At 60.7% G+C, this 15,819-nt stretch carries 12 protein-coding genes; 10 read left to right on the top strand and 2 right to left on the bottom strand.

Annotated elements, in window-relative coordinates; genetic code table 11:
• The first annotated feature begins 134 nt into the window (after positions 1-134).
• The 8 genes from HB676_RS15435 (at position 135) to HB676_RS15400 (ending at position 9,419) form a co-directional block, all read left to right on the top strand.
• Entirely contained in the window at positions 135-1,382 is a 1,248-nt protein-coding gene (locus HB676_RS15435; protein WP_213738689.1) for a hypothetical protein, read from the top strand.
• 388 nt (positions 1,383-1,770) lie between these two features.
• Positions 1,771-2,544: an enoyl-CoA hydratase-related protein gene (locus HB676_RS15430; RefSeq protein WP_213738688.1), complete on the top strand. Its 774-nt coding sequence runs from the start codon at positions 1,771-1,773 to the stop codon at positions 2,542-2,544.
• A 55-nt stretch (positions 2,545-2,599) separates the two neighbouring features.
• The gene (locus tag HB676_RS15425; RefSeq protein ID WP_213738687.1) at positions 2,600-3,475 is read left to right on the top strand and encodes a xanthine dehydrogenase family protein subunit M; all 876 of its coding nucleotides are present in this window, start codon (positions 2,600-2,602) and stop codon (positions 3,473-3,475) included.
• Positions 3,472-3,951, top strand: a complete 480-nt coding sequence (locus HB676_RS15420; protein ID WP_213738686.1) for a (2Fe-2S)-binding protein — start codon at positions 3,472-3,474, stop codon at positions 3,949-3,951. Before HB676_RS15425 ends, HB676_RS15420 begins: the two co-directional genes overlap by 4 nt.
• On the top strand, positions 3,948-4,709 hold the full coding sequence (locus HB676_RS15415) for an N-acyl homoserine lactonase family protein (protein WP_213738685.1): 762 nt from the start codon (positions 3,948-3,950) through the stop codon (positions 4,707-4,709). Before HB676_RS15420 ends, HB676_RS15415 begins: the two co-directional genes overlap by 4 nt.
• Before the next feature lie 49 nt (positions 4,710-4,758).
• Positions 4,759-7,101, top strand: coding sequence for a xanthine dehydrogenase family protein molybdopterin-binding subunit (locus HB676_RS15410; RefSeq protein ID WP_249780263.1), 2,343 nt, complete (start codon positions 4,759-4,761; stop codon positions 7,099-7,101).
• On the top strand, positions 7,098-7,847 hold the full coding sequence (locus tag HB676_RS15405) for an SDR family oxidoreductase (protein ID WP_213738683.1): 750 nt from the start codon (positions 7,098-7,100) through the stop codon (positions 7,845-7,847). The genes HB676_RS15410 and HB676_RS15405 overlap by 4 nt, the downstream gene beginning before the upstream one ends.
• Positions 7,848-7,865: 18 nt before the next feature.
• Positions 7,866-9,419, top strand: coding sequence for a class I adenylate-forming enzyme family protein (locus HB676_RS15400; RefSeq protein WP_213738682.1), 1,554 nt, complete (start codon positions 7,866-7,868; stop codon positions 9,417-9,419).
• Positions 9,420-9,434: 15 nt separating this feature from the next.
• On the opposite strand, the gene HB676_RS15395 is transcribed toward HB676_RS15400, so the two are convergent.
• Entirely contained in the window at positions 9,435-10,475 is a 1,041-nt protein-coding gene (locus HB676_RS15395) for a helix-turn-helix domain-containing protein (RefSeq protein WP_213738681.1), read from the bottom strand.
• A gap of 209 nt (positions 10,476-10,684) precedes the next feature.
• Here HB676_RS15395 and HB676_RS15390 point away from each other — a divergent pair, with 209 nt between their 5' ends.
• The gene (locus HB676_RS15390; RefSeq protein ID WP_213738680.1) at positions 10,685-11,920 is read left to right on the top strand and encodes an ABC transporter substrate-binding protein; all 1,236 of its coding nucleotides are present in this window, start codon (positions 10,685-10,687) and stop codon (positions 11,918-11,920) included.
• A gap of 68 nt (positions 11,921-11,988) precedes the next feature.
• On the opposite strand, the gene HB676_RS15385 is transcribed toward HB676_RS15390, so the two are convergent.
• A complete protein-coding gene (locus tag HB676_RS15385; RefSeq protein WP_213738679.1) occupies positions 11,989-13,245 on the bottom strand; it encodes an Hsp70 family protein in 1,257 nt (418 codons plus the stop codon).
• Positions 13,246-13,473: 228 nt separating this feature from the next.
• On the opposite strand from HB676_RS15385, the gene HB676_RS15380 reads away from it, so the two are divergent.
• Positions 13,474-15,813, top strand: a complete 2,340-nt coding sequence (locus HB676_RS15380) for a Tex-like N-terminal domain-containing protein (RefSeq protein WP_213738678.1) — start codon at positions 13,474-13,476, stop codon at positions 15,811-15,813.
• The last annotated feature ends 6 nt before the right edge of the window (positions 15,814-15,819 follow it).

The raw sequence follows: 15,819 nt of genomic DNA, 5'->3' as shown, positions 1-15,819 counted from the left end.
GGCGCTCGTTCCTGGCAACCCATATGCCTGACGCAAAGCGATAAGAATCTGGCCAGCCGATTTTCGGTAAATCGGATGGTGACGCGCAAGACGAGCGCTTTTCAAGCTCGCTGGATCGGGAGGAACGAGTGGTGATGGATATCAAGCCAGACTATGCCAGGAATATGAAATTGGTCGGTTACTCCGACCAGGGGGGACGCAGCGACGGCGTTCAACTGATGGTGCACCGAGGGTTTGCCTATATCGGCCACATGTTCTCCAACGGATTCAGTGTGATCGATGTGCGCGATCCCGCAAAACCAGTGCCGGTGAATTATGTGAAGGCTCCAGCCAATACCTGGAACATCCATCTGCAGACCAGCGACGATCTGCTGCTTGTCATCAACGCCAAGAACATGTTCGCGTCCGAATTGTTCAAGGACGAGACGGCCTATTACACCGGGGCGCTGGGCGAGAAAGTCGGCACGGCAACGCAGACAAGCGAAAGCCGGGACTGGACCGCTGGTATGACGGTCTATGACATCAGCCATCCGGCAAATCCCCGGCAGATCGGCTTCATGCCGGTCGAAGGCGGCGGTATTCATCGTATCTGGTACACCGGCGGCCGTTGGGCTTACGCGTCGGCGCTGCTCGACGGATTTACCGATTACATTTTCATAACGATCGATATGAGTGACCCGGCGCGGCCGGTCGAAGCCGGGCGATATTGGCTACCCGGCATGAACAGGGCCGCCGGCGAGACGCTCGCATGGCCGGAAAACCGGCGCTGCGGCCTGCATCACGCGATCATTCATGGCGATACGGCGTATGCGGCGTGGCGCGACGCCGGACTGGTTTCCATCGATGTTGCCGACCGTTTCAATCCGAAATTGATCGTCCATAAGAACTGGTCGCCTCCCTTCGGCGGAGGCACGCATAATTGTCTGCCGCTGCCGGACCGCGATCTGCTGGTCGTGCTCGACGAAGCTGTCCTGGACAACCTCGCCGACGGGCTCAAGCACATCTGGATGATGGATATCCGGGAACCAACCAATCCAATCTCGATTTCGACGCTGCCGACGCCGAGCGACGACGACTATCCCAAAAAAGGCGGCCATTTCGGACCGCATAATTTGCATGAAAACCGGCCCGATAGCTTCGTGAGTTCCGATCTTGTTTTTGCGACGTATCAAAATGCCGGCGTGCGCGTCTTCGATATTTCGGATGCATTCAGGCCGTCCGAGGTTGCCGCCTTTGTTCCTCCGGCTCCAACCAGGATGATCGATACACGCCCGAACCGCACGCGTGTGATCCAGTCGTGCGATATTTTCGTCGACAAGTCCGGGCTCATTTTCACAAATGACTATAATGCGGGGCTGTTTATTCTGGAGCGAACCGGTTAGATCGCTCCATGCATGAGAAAGCTTCTCCGCCGTTTGGCGGAGAACCGGTGTCAGCCCGCGCGGATCGCGAAATTTTGCAAAGGGCGTCAGTGGGCGACTGACGGGGTTTCATTCAAGATGGAACCGGTTCACGTTTCATAATAACCGGCCAAAAGCTTTTCAAAATTCAGCGGCAAGCCATCTGCTGCAGTGCGGGCTATCGTTCCAGAACATGCGATCTGCGTGATCGGGTGGGCCTTTCCCGCTGCCGTCATTTTCCTGCCGGAAGCTTCCGCCGGCTTGACGCTGCCGGAAAAATAAGTCTACTTATGCAAGTAACTGCAAGCAGGAACGTCTTGTGGCCATAAACGAGGGCTTTGCCTGACGAGGGCAACGGCCGGGATCGGAAATGCCAGATATTCTCGTGACCAAACGCAATGGCGTCGCGGTTGTGAGCCTTAACCGGCCGCAGGTCCGTAATGCCATGACGCTCGGTATGTGGCGCGAACTGGCCGGCATATTTTTGCGCATGGCCGGCGATGACAGCGTCCGCGCAGTCGTGCTGGCGACCTCGGGCAAAGACTTCTGCGTGGGCGCGGACGTCACGGAATTCGATCGCGTCAGAAAAGACAAAGAACAAAGCGCCGCCTACGAGGTTTCGGTCGATGACTGCTCGGCTGCGATAGCCAATCTGCCCAAGCCGGTGATCGCGGCCGTATCGGGTTATTGCCTGGGTGGGGGTTGCCATCTCGCGCTCGCCTGCGATTTTCGTTTCGCGGATCAGACGGCAAAGTTCGGAATCCCCGCCGCCAATCTCTCGATTGTGTATGGCGTGAAGAGCGTCAAGCGCCTGCTGGCCCTGGTCGGGGTAGCGAACGCCAAGCGGATTCTCTATTCGGCGGAGCGCTATGATGCCGTGCGTTCACAAACGATGGGCCTCGCGGATGAAATCTGCGATGATGCATTGTCCAGTGCGGTGGCTTTTGCCGACGCGCTCGCCGGCAAGGCGCCGTTGTCGATCACTGGCGCGAAATACATGCTGAATGGATTATCTCTCGGCGATGGCGCGCTGGATGTCGCCCACGCTCAGCATTTGATCGATCACGCCGCCGATAGCGATGACTTCCGGGAAGGTACGCGGGCCTTTGCGGAAAAAAGAACGCCCCGGTTTCGCGGTTCTTGAATGGAGTGCATTGGAAGAGAAAATCTGAGATCCAGTCCGCTTCGGGAGAAATAGATTGAAGCCTGCCGCTTTCGACTATGTTGCGCCTCGCGATCTCAAATCCGCGATCGATGCGCTTGTGGGAGCAGGCGGGGACGGCAAGGTCATGGCGGGAGGGCAGTCTCTCACCCCTTTGCTGAATTTCCGGATGGCGCGGCCTTCTTTGATCGTCGATCTCCTGCGCATACCCGGACTGTCATTCATCGAATTGCGGGAAAACACGGTCGTCATCGGCGCATTGACGCGGCACGCCGATCTTGAATTTTCCGATGTGATCGCGGCTCATCTGCCGGTGATGGCGGCCGCCATGCCGCATGTTGCCCATCTGGCGATCCGCAACCGAGGCACGATCGGCGGCAGCCTGTCGCACGCGGACCCGGCGGCGGAATTGCCGATGCTCGCGGTATTCTACGGCGCCACGATCAAGGTAGAGGGGCCTGCCGGCCGCCGGGAAATCCCCGCCGAGGAGTTTTTCGTATCGGCGCTAAGCAATTGCCTTGAGCCGGAAGAAATCGTCTTCGAAATCGAGTTTCCGGTTTTGACGTCACATACCGGCTGGGCCTTCGAGGAGGTCGCGCGCCGCTTTGGCGACTTTGCGCTCGGCTGCATCGCGGTATCGCTTGAACTGACGGACAACACCGTTTCTGACGCCAGGGTCGCGGTGATGGGCGTCGACGATACGCCGCGGCGGCTGCGAGAGGCGGAAGAGATATTGCGCGGCGCGGAGGGCGGTGCCCGGACCGCGTTGCGGTTCGCGCAGATCGTTCGCGCCTCGGTATCGCCCGCGGACGACATCCACGTGTCTTCCGATTACCGCCGAAACCTGATCGGGGCGCTCGCCGAAAGGGCGTTCAACACGGCCTTTGCGCGCGCGGTTGGGGCGAAGCCATGAAAATGGATATCGCCGTCACCGTCAACGGACGCAAATATCAGGAGATTGTCGAGCCGCGGCTGCTGCTGTCTGATTTCTTGCGCGAAACGCTCGGGCTTACCGGAACCCATGTCGGCTGCGAGCACGGCATATGCGGCGCCTGCACGGTGCTGGTGAATGGCGACAGCGTTCGCTCCTGCCTGACATTGGCTGTGCGGGCAAATGGCGCCGAGATCACGACCGTGGAAGGTTTGGGCACGCCGGAAGCGCTGAACGAGTTGCAGCATCAGTTTCGCGAGAAGCACGGCCTGCAATGCGGCTTCTGTACGCCCGGGATGCTGATCACGGGCATGGACCTGTTAAAAAAGTATCCCTTGGCCAGCGATGCCGAAATACGCGAGGGCCTGTCCGGCAACCTCTGCCGCTGTACCGGCTACCAGAACATCGTTGCGGCGATCCGGGCAGTCGTCGATCAGCAAGACGGAAACGCATCATGAAATTGCAATTTTTGTCGGGCGGCCGGCTGCGTCTCAAGAAAAGCGTTTACGTCAAGACCGCCGATCGCAGCGAGACCTTCGAGGCGCCGGTCAGCAGCGCGTTGATCCGGCACAAGCAGGGCAATGTGTTGTTCGACACGGGTTGTCATCCCTCCGTCGTCGAGCACGGCGAAGAGCGATGGGGTTCGCTGATGAAGGTCATGACCCCGGTCATGCGCGCGGAAGACACGCTGCTGTCGAGCCTCGCCTGCGTCGGCGTCAATCCCGACGACATCGATATCGTGGTGAATTCGCACTTTCATCCCGATCATTGCGGCTGCAATCAGTTCTTCAAAAAGGCGACCATCCTGGCGCATGCCAGGGAGATCGAGGCCGCGAAGGCGCCGGGCGCGGAGAATGCCGGCTTTCTGCGCGCCGACTGGGACCACGGGCAACCGATGGAAGCTGTTACCGGTGAGCGCGATGTGTTCGGCGACGGCAGATTGGTTTTGATTCCGCTGCCGGGGCACACGCCGGGGACGCTCGGTGCTTCGGTGCAGCTCGACCGTGACGGCTCGTTTCTTCTGGCGTCCGATGCAGTCAGTCTTCGCGAGAGCCTGGATAGCGATACGGTGCCGCGCAACACCTGGAATGCGGATGAACTTCTAAAATCTTATCAGGAGATCCGCCGGATCGAAAAATCCGGCGCCACGGTCATCTGCGGCCATGACGATGCGCAATGGCAGAGCCTGCGCAAGGGGCCAGACACGTATGAGTAAGGACGAGGCCGTCCAGGTATCAGACTTGCTGCGACCGCGTCATGTGGGCATGCCCATCAAGCGGACCGAAGACCCGCGTCTGTTGACGGGGAATGGAGAATACACCTCGGATCGCAGGCCCGACCGCGCGCTTCACGTCGCGTTCCGGCGCAGCGAACATCCGCATGCGAAAATCCTGCGTATCGATACCGAGGCGGCAAAAGCGGCACTCGGAGTCGTCGCGGTTTTCACCGGCGCTGATATCGCGGATGATTACAAGCCGGTCATTCCGTTTTCTCGGATGCCGAGCTATTACGCCACGCCGATCATGGCGCTGGCCACCGGAAAGGTTCGCTATGTCGGCGAAGCCGTGGTCGCCATTATCGCCGACAACCGCTATCTGGCCGAGGATGCGCTCGAGCTGATCGAGATCGAATATGAGCTGCTGGACGCCGTCAACGATCCGGAACTGGCCGTCGCCAAGGACGCGCCGCTGGTTCACGAATTGGCGCAGACCAATGTGCTCGTTGCAAGAGAATTCAAAAAGGGCGATGTAAAAGCTGATCTCGCGAGCGCGCATATTCGTGTCCGGGATCGATTTGAAATGTCCCGGATTGCTCCGCTTGCGATCGAGCCTCGCAGTTATTCGGCCGAATTCGAAAACCGGCGGGATTCGATCACGCTTTATACGTCATCGAACATCCCCGGCATCGTGCGGGATGCGCTGTCGGAATCGCTCGATCTGCCCGGCAACCGGCTGCGGGTCGTGGCGCCTGATGTCGGCGGCAGCTTCGGCTCAAAAGGTTCGCTTTACCCGGAGGAAATCCTGCTCTGCGTCGCCGCGCGAAAGCTGCGGCGTTCGCTGCGATGGACGGCCGACCGGCTGGAGGACATCAGCAGTTCAAGTCAGGCGTTCGCCGAGATCATCGAAGCCGAGATGGGCTTCGACAAAGACGGAATCGCGATCGCGCTCGAAGCCGATGTGATCGGTGACGTCGGCGCCTATTCGATCTATCCCTGGACATGCGGGCTTGAGCCGGTCCAGGTCGTCAGCTTTCTTCCCGGCCCCTATAAAATCCAGTCCTACCGGGGCGCCGTGCGTGCGGTTGCGACCAACAAGCCGCCGACCGGCCCGTATCGCGGTGTTGGCCGCCCGGTTTCCACCTTCGTGGCCGAGCGCCTGATGGATATGGGCGCCAAGGCGCTTGGTATCGACCCGCTGGAGATACGCCGGCGCAATCTGGTGCGCCCGGAAGAATTTCCCTATCGCATTGCCTCGGGAATTATCTGGGACAAGACGGGATTCGTCGAATGCCTGGAAGCGGCGGCTGAGGCTGCCGGTTATGAAAGTCTGCTGAAGCAGCAGCGCGCGGCGCGGGCCGAGGGTCGTTATTTCGGGATCGGCTTGGCGACCTATGCCGAACTAACCGGGATCGGCTCACGAATTGCGGTGGCGCCGGGCATGCCGATCAATACTGGTTCGGAGACCGCCAAGATCCGCGTAGACTCGACCGGCGCGGTCACCGCGGCATTCGGCGTCGCCTCGCACGGGCAGGGGTTGGAAACGACACTGGCCCAGATCATCGCCGATGATCTCGGCGCCAAATTCGAGGACATCCGGGTCATCCAGGGCGACAGCGACGCGGTCCCGATGTCGACCGGAACCTATGCCAGCCGCAGTGCGGTGCTGGGCGGAGGCGCTGCGAAACATGCGTCGTATATCTTGCGCGAGAAAATCAAAAAGGTCGCCTCGCATCTGCTCGAAGCCAGCGCCGAGGACATCGACGTGTCCGGTGGCTTTGCTTCCGTCGCAGGAACCGACCGCAAGGTAACCTTCAAGCAGATTGCGAAGGCGGTTTATTCCGATATGCGAACCTTGCCGGTCGAGGCGCGCGAGGAATTGGAGGGCAGCTTCACCTACGATCCGATCAACGGAACCACCGCAGGCGCGACACATCTGGTTGCCGTCGAGGTCGATCCCGTCACCTGCTTTGTGAAGATACTCAAATATATCGTCGCCGAAGATTGCGGCCGCATCATCAATCCGATGATCGTGGACGGACAGGTCCATGGCGGCGTCGCGCAAGGCATCGGTGCCGCGCTCTACGAGGAGATGGTCTACAATGAAGAAGGCCAGCTCGTCAGCGCCAGTCTCGTCGATTACGTGATCCCGTCGGCTGTCGAAATTCCCGACATCGAGGTGCTCCACATCGAAAGCGAATCGGCGGTGGCCGGTGGCTTTCGCGGGATGGGCGAGGGCGGCACGATCGGCGCGCCCGCGGCGATTGCCAATGCGATCTCCGATGCGCTGTCGCCGCTCGGCATCGATGTATCCACTCTACCAATGACCCCTCAGCGCCTCTTCAATCTCCTGGAGAACGCGCGCACGAACGTGAAAGGAAGCCAACCATGAGTACGCTTGCGGGCCGCGTGGCCCTTGTGACCGGCGGTGGCCGGGATGTCGGCGCCGGGATTTCGCTGGCGCTTGCCGAGGCAGGCGCCGCGGTCGGGGTGAATTATCATTCGTCCAGGGATGAGGCGGAAGCGGTTGTTGCCCAGATCGTGAAGGCCGGTGGCAAGGCCAAGGCTTTCAAAGCCGATATCGCTGATTTTGAATCCGTCAAAAGCATGGTGGCGGCAGTCAAATCGGAATTCGGCGGGCTCGACATTCTCGTCAACAATGCCGGCCTCGTGCTGCGCAAGCGCTTCGTCGAAACCACGCCGGAGGAATGGCGCAGGCAGATCGACACGTGTCTGTATGGCGCAATCCATTGCTGCCATGCGGCCGCGCCTTTGCTCGAAGCCTCCGGTAAAGGCCGGATCATTTCAATCATGGGAGACTCTTCCCGCATCGGCGAATCCGGATTGGCGATAGGCGCAGCCGCACGCGCCGGAACCATCGCGCTGATGAAGTCGCTCGCCCGGGAAATGGGCCGCACCGGCACCACGGCCAACTCGATCGCGCTGGGGCTGATTGAATCCGCCCATGACCGAAGCTGGCTCGATGCCAACCACGAGAAGCTGGTGCGCGCCTATCCGCTTCGCCGTCTCGGCCAGGCGTCGGACGTGGCTCCGATGGTCGCGCTGCTGGCGTCAGATGCAGGAAGCTGGATTACCGGCCAGGTGATCAGCATCAGCGGTGGATTCAGCATGGTCTGAGCGGCCGGAGAGGAAGCCATGTTACATACCGGGTTGATAGCGTCAGTATCGGATTTGCTCGAGCGGCACCGAAAGGAACGGCCTGACAAGGTTGCCTATTGGGATGCTACGAGATCGGTGACTTATTCCCAACTTGCGAGCCGTACGGCCCGGATGGCCGCCGGCTTTGCCGAGAAGGGCGTTCGGGATGGCGACCGGATCGCTATTTTTCTCCCCAATGGGGTCGATTGGATCGAAGCTTGCTTCGCCGGCTTGCGTGCCGGCGCGGTTCTCGTGCCCATCAATTACGACGCCGCCGAAGCGGAGATCGCGTATCGGTTGGTGGATGCCGATTGCCGCACGGTGATAACGACGCCGGCGCGCAAGGAACTGATCGAAAAACTGGTGCAAGGCGCGGGGAACTCGGCATTAATGGTGTTCGCCGGGGCCAGCGCTGAACAAGCTGGCCTGAGCCTCGACCAACTGACGCAAGGCAATACCGGGACCGCTCTCGACCCCACCGATATCGATCGTTCGTCGTTCATCATTTATACGTCGGGCACCACAGGCCGCGCCAAGGGCGTGTTGCTGTCGATCCGCGGGATGTTATGGATCGTCGCTTCTTGCTGGGCGCCGATCTGCGATCTCAGTGAAAACGATGTCGTCCTGTCGCCACTGCCGCTGTTTCATTCCTACGCCCTTAATTTGTCGGTGTTGGGTGTGCTGGCGGCGGGCGCCAGCGAGCACATCCTGGAAAAATTTTCGCCACAGCAGGTTCTGGATTTGATGCAAACCGGAAAATACTCGGTGTTTCCCGGTGTCCCGACCATGTTTCACTATCTGGTGCAGCGTGCGCGGGAAGCCGGCGTGACCCGGCTCGGGAATATCCGGTTATGCATTTCCGCCGGCGCCATTATGCCGGCGGCCCTCAACAAATCGTTTGAAGAACAGTTTGGCATCATGCTGCTCGATGGCTACGGCATTACCGAGACATCGACGATGGTCACGATGAACTGGATGAGCGGCACGCGCGTGATGGGATCGTGCGGCCTTCCTGTGCCGGGGCTTGCGGTGCGCATCGTGGATCCCACGACGCTGGAAGATCTTCCGATCGGATCGGAAGGAGAATTGATCGTTCGGGGTCCCAATCTGATGCAGGGCTATCACAACAAGCCGGCGGAAACCGCGGCGGCGCTGCGGAAGGGCTGGTATCACACCGGCGATCTCGCGAAATCAGATCCAAATGGTTTTCTCACGATCACTGGCCGCATCAAGGAACTGATCATCCGGGGTGGGCAGAATATCGCGCCGGCGGAAATCGAGGAAGTCGTGATCCTTCATCCCGAAATCGTCGATTGCGCGGTGGTCGGTGTGCCGCATGCGACGTTGGGCGAAGTGCCATATCTGTTTGTCGTCGCCGAACAAGGCGAGATCGATCTTGAATCGCTGCTGGCGCATTGCCGGAAAAGTCTGTCGTCCTATAAACTTCCGGAGGCTACTCACGTCGTCTCGGAAATTCCGCGGACAGGATCAGGCAAGATCATGCGCTTCAAGCTCGTGGAGGGCTTGTCGAAAAATCAAACCACCCGGTAACCCATCAATTGCCGGTCACGCGATCGATCTCGGGCCTAGCGCTCCGAATTCCCTGGGATCGTAACTGAGCTTGTAGCGCATATCCGCGGCGATGATGGGTTTGTGGCATTCGTTGCAGATCACCGCGGCCTGAAAGTCATGTCCGCAGGTGGTGTGGCGCAGCAGCAGCGGCGGTTTGCCCTTTGCGAGCCAGCGATCGCCCCAGGCCAGCATCGTGATAAACGGCCCGTAGAGCGCCCGGCCCATGCTCGTCAGCAGGTACTCATAACGTTCCGGCGCCTCCTGATAAAGACGCCGGATCAAGACGCCCTGGGCGACGAGACGCGACAACCGGTCGGTCAGGATGTTCGGCGCGATGCCCAGTTCCGACTGGATGCGGTCGTAGCGGCGATTGCCGAAGAATCCCTCGCGAACGACCATGAAACTCCATTTGTCGCCGATGATCTGGAGCGCCCGCGAGACAGAACTCGGCCGTCCCTGCATGAAGCGGCTGCCGTCGGATGCGCGCCGTGTATTTCGGCCGGCCTGCGCAGGTTTGCGGCCGGCGCCGGGGCCGTCGCGATATTGCACCGCGTGGACGTCGATTTCGGCTGCACATTCCGAGCAGGCGACGATGGGATGGCTTTCGCAGCCGCAAGTGCCGTGGACCAGCACAAGCGGCGGCTGTTTGCCGTCATAAAGCCAGCGATCACCGAATTGCATCAGCGCGATGAAACTCGGGTAGAGATCAAAGCCCATTCTGGTGAGCCGGTATTCCTTGCGTTGTCCGGTCTCGGCCGCGACCTGGCGAAAAATCTGCAGACGCGTCAGCTTCCGCAGCCGGTCGGTCAGCGTGGCGCGTGGAATGTCGAGGGCGGCACGGAATGTTTCGAAGGTTCGGGTCCCGAAGAAGGCTTCGCGAATGATGAGAAATGCCCAGGCATCGGATACGATGTCGAGCGTGCGCGCGACCGAGCAGTTGCGCTCGGACCGGACCGGACTTGCCCGCTTGGTTCGCGCCTGAGCGGCGGGCGCCGTCATTTGCGTCGCCAGTTTGGCTGTCGCCGAACGCGCCATCAGGCATGCATCCGATTCATGGGATCGCGGGTTACGCCAAAGCGCGATGTCGTGGTCATGCAGTTGCTCCCCGCGGCATAAAAGCCCAACGCGACCATTCTACACGAGCCGGATTGACATATAAAAAAAATTCAGTCTAGTTATGCATGTAATAATAAGGATCGGAAAATCCGCCCTTCGAAGTGCCCAGGGTGAGGAGGTACGCCATCATGACCATCAGTCGAACCGCGTTCGCTATTTCGCTTGCTGCCCTGGCGGCAGTCGCATCGATAGATGTCCCGGGAGCTGCTTTGGCCGATGGCATATCCGCCGGCGTGGTCAAGATCGGGGTTTTGACCGATATGTCCGGTCAGTTCTCCCATGAATCCGGCGAAGGTTCGGTCACCGCGGTCCGCATGGCGATCGAGGATTTTGGCGGAAAAGTCCTCGGCAAGCCGATCGAACTCGTCGTCGCCGATCATCAGAACAAGCCCGATATCGCATCCGGCATCGCGCGCAAATGGTTCGATGTCGAAAACGTCGACATGATTGCGAACCTGATCAATTCGTCGATCGCCCTGAGCGTCACCCAGTTGGCCAAGGAAAAAGACCGGATCGCGATCATCAACGGATCGGGGGCTTCCCGGTTGACCGGCGACGCGTGTACGCCGAACAGCGTTCACTACGCCTACGACACTTACTCGCTGGCGAAAGGCACCGGCACCGCGATGATGAAGTCTGGCGGGACGAGCTGGTATTTCCTCACGGCGGATTATGCGTTCGGCCATGCACTCGAAGCCGATACGTCGGCTGTTATCAAATCGCTCGGCGGCGAGGTGTTGGGTTCTTCGCGCTACCCGGTCGAAACCTCGGATCAATCGTCCTTCCTGCTGCAGGCGCAGGCCTCCAAGGCCAAGGTCGTCGGACTGGCCGGCTCCGGTACAGTGTTCGTCAACGCCGTCAAGGCGGCGCAGGAGTTCGGCATCCAGAAAAGCGGGCAAACACTGGCGGGTCTTCTGGTCTGGATCACCGACATCAAGAGTCTTGGCCTGGACGCCGCGCAGGGCCTGGTCCTCACCAACGCCTTCTACTGGGATCGCGACGATGAAACGCGGGCGTTCTCAAAGCGCTTCTTCGAGCGGATGAAGCGCCCGCCGCATATGGGCGACGCGGGAGATTATTCGTCGACAATGCATTATCTGAAAGCGATCGAAGCCGCGGGCACGGATGACGCAAAGGCGGTAATGGCCAAGATGCGCGAACTGCCGATCAACGATTTCTTCGCGAAGAATGGTCGCATCCGGGAAGACGGCCGCATGGTGCACGACATGTACGTGTACGAAGTCAAGAAGCCCTCCGAATCGAAGGGCGAATGGGATTACTACAAGCTGCGTGCCGTGATCCCCGGCGAAGAGGCGTTTCGTCCTCTGAAGGACAGCTCTTGCCCACTGGTCAAGAAGGGCTGACGAGTTCGCATTGCGAGTACTGGGCTATTCCGGCTTCATTCATTCGGGCCGCGGCGTTAGGACCGCGCTCAGTCCCTCGGCCCATAACGCCGCAGCGCCTCAAGGGTAAGGCCCTTGCCGACCGCGCCAAATGTGTCGCCGTCGACGATGCGCGCTGACGGCACCGCCTTGGTGATCGCCTTGCGGACATGGGCGAGCCGCACCGAGCCGCCGGTCAGGAACACCGCGTCGATGTCATCGGCGGACAATTGCGCCTGCGCGAGGCAGATTTTAATGCGGGCCGCGATGCGCTCGGCCAATTGTGTGGTGTGGCTGACGAGATCGGGGCGGGCGATCGCGGCGTGCAGACCCGGCGCGACCCATTCCAGCGGGATTTCCGCGTGGCGCTTGTCGGCGAGCGCAATCTTGGCGTCCTCAACTTCCATCGCCAGCGTATGGCCGCGCTGTTCGTCGACGATGCGCACCAGCCGGTCCAGCAGATCAGGCTCGCTGGCCTGATGCCGGACCTGGCGGATGTCGGCGATTACGCGCGGCTCATACATTCGGTTGATGTTCGACCAGGTCGCGAGATCGTGGAAATAGCTCGAGGGCACATCGAGCCCTTCGCGCTTCATCGCGCTGCCAAATCCAAACAGCGGCATCACGACGCCGAGGCTGAGCTGGCGGTCAAAGTCAGTTCCGCCGATGCGCACGCCGTCATTGGCCAGGATGTCCGCCGCGCGATCTGCCTTGTTGTGGCGCTGCGGCCCGAGACGCACGATCGAAAAATCCGAGGTGCCGCCGCCGATGTCGGCGATCAAGGCAACTTCTTCGCTCGATATCTGCCGCTCATAATCCAGCGCCGCCGCGATCGGCTCGAACTGGAAAGTCACGTCATCGAAGCCGATCTCGCGCGCGATCTGCTGCAAGGTTTGTTCCGCCTTGCGGTCGGCATCCGGCGCGTTGTCGACGAAATGCACCGGGCGGCCATGCACGACATCGCGCAGTTCGCGGCCGGTGGCCTGCTCGGCGCGCCGCTTCACCGCGCCGAGATAATAGGCAATCACGTCGCGAAAACTGGTGCGTTCGCGCCCGAGCCGGGTGGTCTCCTCAATCAGCGAGGTGCCGAGCACCGATTTGAGGCTGCGCATCAGGCGGCCGGGCGCGCCCTCGACATAGGCCTCAATCGCCCTGCGGCCGATCAGGACGGCGCCATCCACTTCGTAGAAAATGGCACTCGGAATCGTGGTTTCGCCGGTTTCCAGCGTGGCCAAAACCGGCGCATGGCCTTCGATGGTGCCGAGCGTCGTGTTCGACGTTCCGAAATCAAGGCCACAGATTGACATGAATGCTCCAAGAGGAGCGTCCGTCTACACATTAATGTGCCATCGATCCACCTTTATCTTCGCGCAATCGCGTGAACGGCCGGCTGGATCGCTTCGTGCACAATTGCAACCCATCCACAGGACAATTTGTTTGATACGATGGGTTGATGAATCAAGGCGGGATGTTCCATAAGCGGCGTCCCTGCGGTGAGCCTCCCACTCGCCGCGACGGTTTCGGAAGGATTTGGCGTGGCAAGTATCAATCAACGGATTGCGGAAGAGCTCGGCGTTCGCGAACAGCAGGTCGAGGCGACAGTGGCGCTGCTGGACGGCGGCGCGACGGTTCCGTTCGTTGCACGATACCGCAAGGAAGTCACCGGCGCGCTCGACGACGCGCAATTGCGCACGCTGGAGGAGCGCCTGAATTATCTGCGCGAGCTTGAAGAGCGCCGCGTCGCGATTCTCAATTCGGTACGCGAACAGGGCAAGCTCGATGCCGCGCTGGAGGCAACTATTCTCGCCGCCGACAGCAAGGGACGCCTGGAAGACATCTATCTGCCGTTCAAGCCGAAGCGCCGCACCAAGGCGGAGATCGCCAAGGAGGCCGGTCTCGAACCGTTGTCGGAGATGTTGCTGACGCAGCCGCAAAACGATCCGCAGGTCGTGGCAGCGGGTTTCGTCGATGCCGAAAAGCAGGTGGCTGATGTGGCCGCCGCGCTTGAGGGGGCGCGAGCGATCCTGGTGGAGCGTTTTGCCGAGGATGCCGACCTGATCGGCACGCTGCGCGAGCAGATGTGGTCGAACGGACTGATGGCATCCACCGTACGCAAGGGCAAGAAAACCGAAGGCGAAAAGTTCAAGGACTATTTCGAGTTCAGCGAGCCGCTGCACAAGCTGCCGTCGCATCGGATTCTGGCGATGTTCCGCGGCGAGAAGGAAGAAATTCTCGACCTGCAAATGCAGCCTGACGCGCAACCGGCGGTGGCCAACGTTTCCAATTCCTACGAATTGAAGATCATGTATCGCTTTGCGATTTCCGATCAGGGCCGTCCTGGCGATCGCTGGCTGGTGGAGACCGCGCGCTGGGCCTGGCGTACCAAGATCATGGTGCATCTCAATATCGATTTGCGCATGCGGTTGTGGACCCTGGCCGAAACCGAAGCGGTGCGGGTGTTCGCATCGAATTTGCGCGACCTGCTGCTGGCGGCGCCAGCCGGCGCGCGCGTGACCATGGGGCTCGATCCCGGATTTCGCTCCGGCGTCAAGGTGGCTGTCATCGACGCCACCGGCCGGGTGGTCGCGACCGACACGATCTATCCGCATGAACCGGCGAAGCGTTGGGACGAAGCGCTGGCGACGCTGGGAAAACTTGCTGTGAAGCATCGCGTCGATCTGATCGCGATCGGCAACGGCACGGCGTCGCGCGAAACCGACAAGCTCGCGATGGATCTGGTGAAGCTGTTGCCGGACCTGAAAATGTCCAAGATCGTCGTGTCTGAAGCCGGCGCGTCGGTCTATTCGGCCTCGGCCTTTGCATCGGAAGAATTGCCGGAGCTTGACGTAACCCTGCGCGGCGCGGTGTCGATCGCGCGGCGTCTGCAGGATCCGCTGGCCGAACTGGTGAAGATCGACCCGAAGGCGATCGGCGTCGGCCAGTATCAGCACGATCTCGGCGAAACCAAACTGGCGCGTTCGCTCGATGCCGTGGTCGAAGACTGCGTCAACGCGGTCGGGGTCGATGCCAACACCGCTTCCGCGCCGCTATTGGCGCGGGTATCGGGCATCGGAACGGGATTGGCGCAAAGCATCGTGCAGCATCGCGACGCCAACGGCCCGTTCAAGTCGCGAAAAGAATTGAAGGAAGTGCCGCGGCTGGGGCCGAAGGCGTTTGAGCAATGCGCGGGATTTCTGCGCATCAATGACGGCGCCGATCCGCTCGATGCTTCCGGCGTGCATCCGGAAGCCTATCCGGTGGTGAGAAGGATTCTCGCGGCGACCAAGAGCGACATCAAGGCGCTGATCGGCAATGCCGAGATCGTACGCCAGTTGAAGCCGCAGGCGTTCGTCGACGACACATTCGGTCTGCCGACAGTGACGGACATCTTGCGCGAGCTGGAAAAGCCCGGTCGCGATCCGCGTCCGGCCTTCAAGGCCGCGGTGTTCATGGAAGGCGTCGAGACGCTGAAGGATCTCAAGCCCGGCATGATCCTCGAAGGCACGGTCACCAATGTCGCGGCGTTCGGCGCTTTCGTGGATATCGGCGTGCATCAGGACGGGCTGGTGCACATCTCGGCGATGTCGAAGACTTTCATCAAGGATCCGCGCGAGGTCGTGAAATCAGGCGACATCGTCAAGGTGAAGGTGCTGGAGGTCGAGGTCGCGCGCAAGCGCATCGCGCTGACGCTCCGTCTCGATGACGCAACTGGGCCCAAGGAATCCCGGGCTCAGGGGGCGCCACGCGATATCTCCCGTGCGTCGATGACCTCGTCGGCGCCACGCAAGCCGCAGGAGGCTTCCGGCGGCGGTGCGCTCGCCGACGCCTTGCGCCGCGCCGCCGAGAAAAACGGGAGCGGCAAAAGCCGCACCTGATCGGCG

This window comes from Bradyrhizobium sp. dw_411, assembly GCF_018449695.1.
Taxonomy (GTDB): Bacteria; Pseudomonadota; Alphaproteobacteria; order Rhizobiales; family Xanthobacteraceae; genus Bradyrhizobium.
Note: the sequence above shows the minus strand (reverse complement) of the source record. Positions and strands in the feature narration are given on the sequence as shown.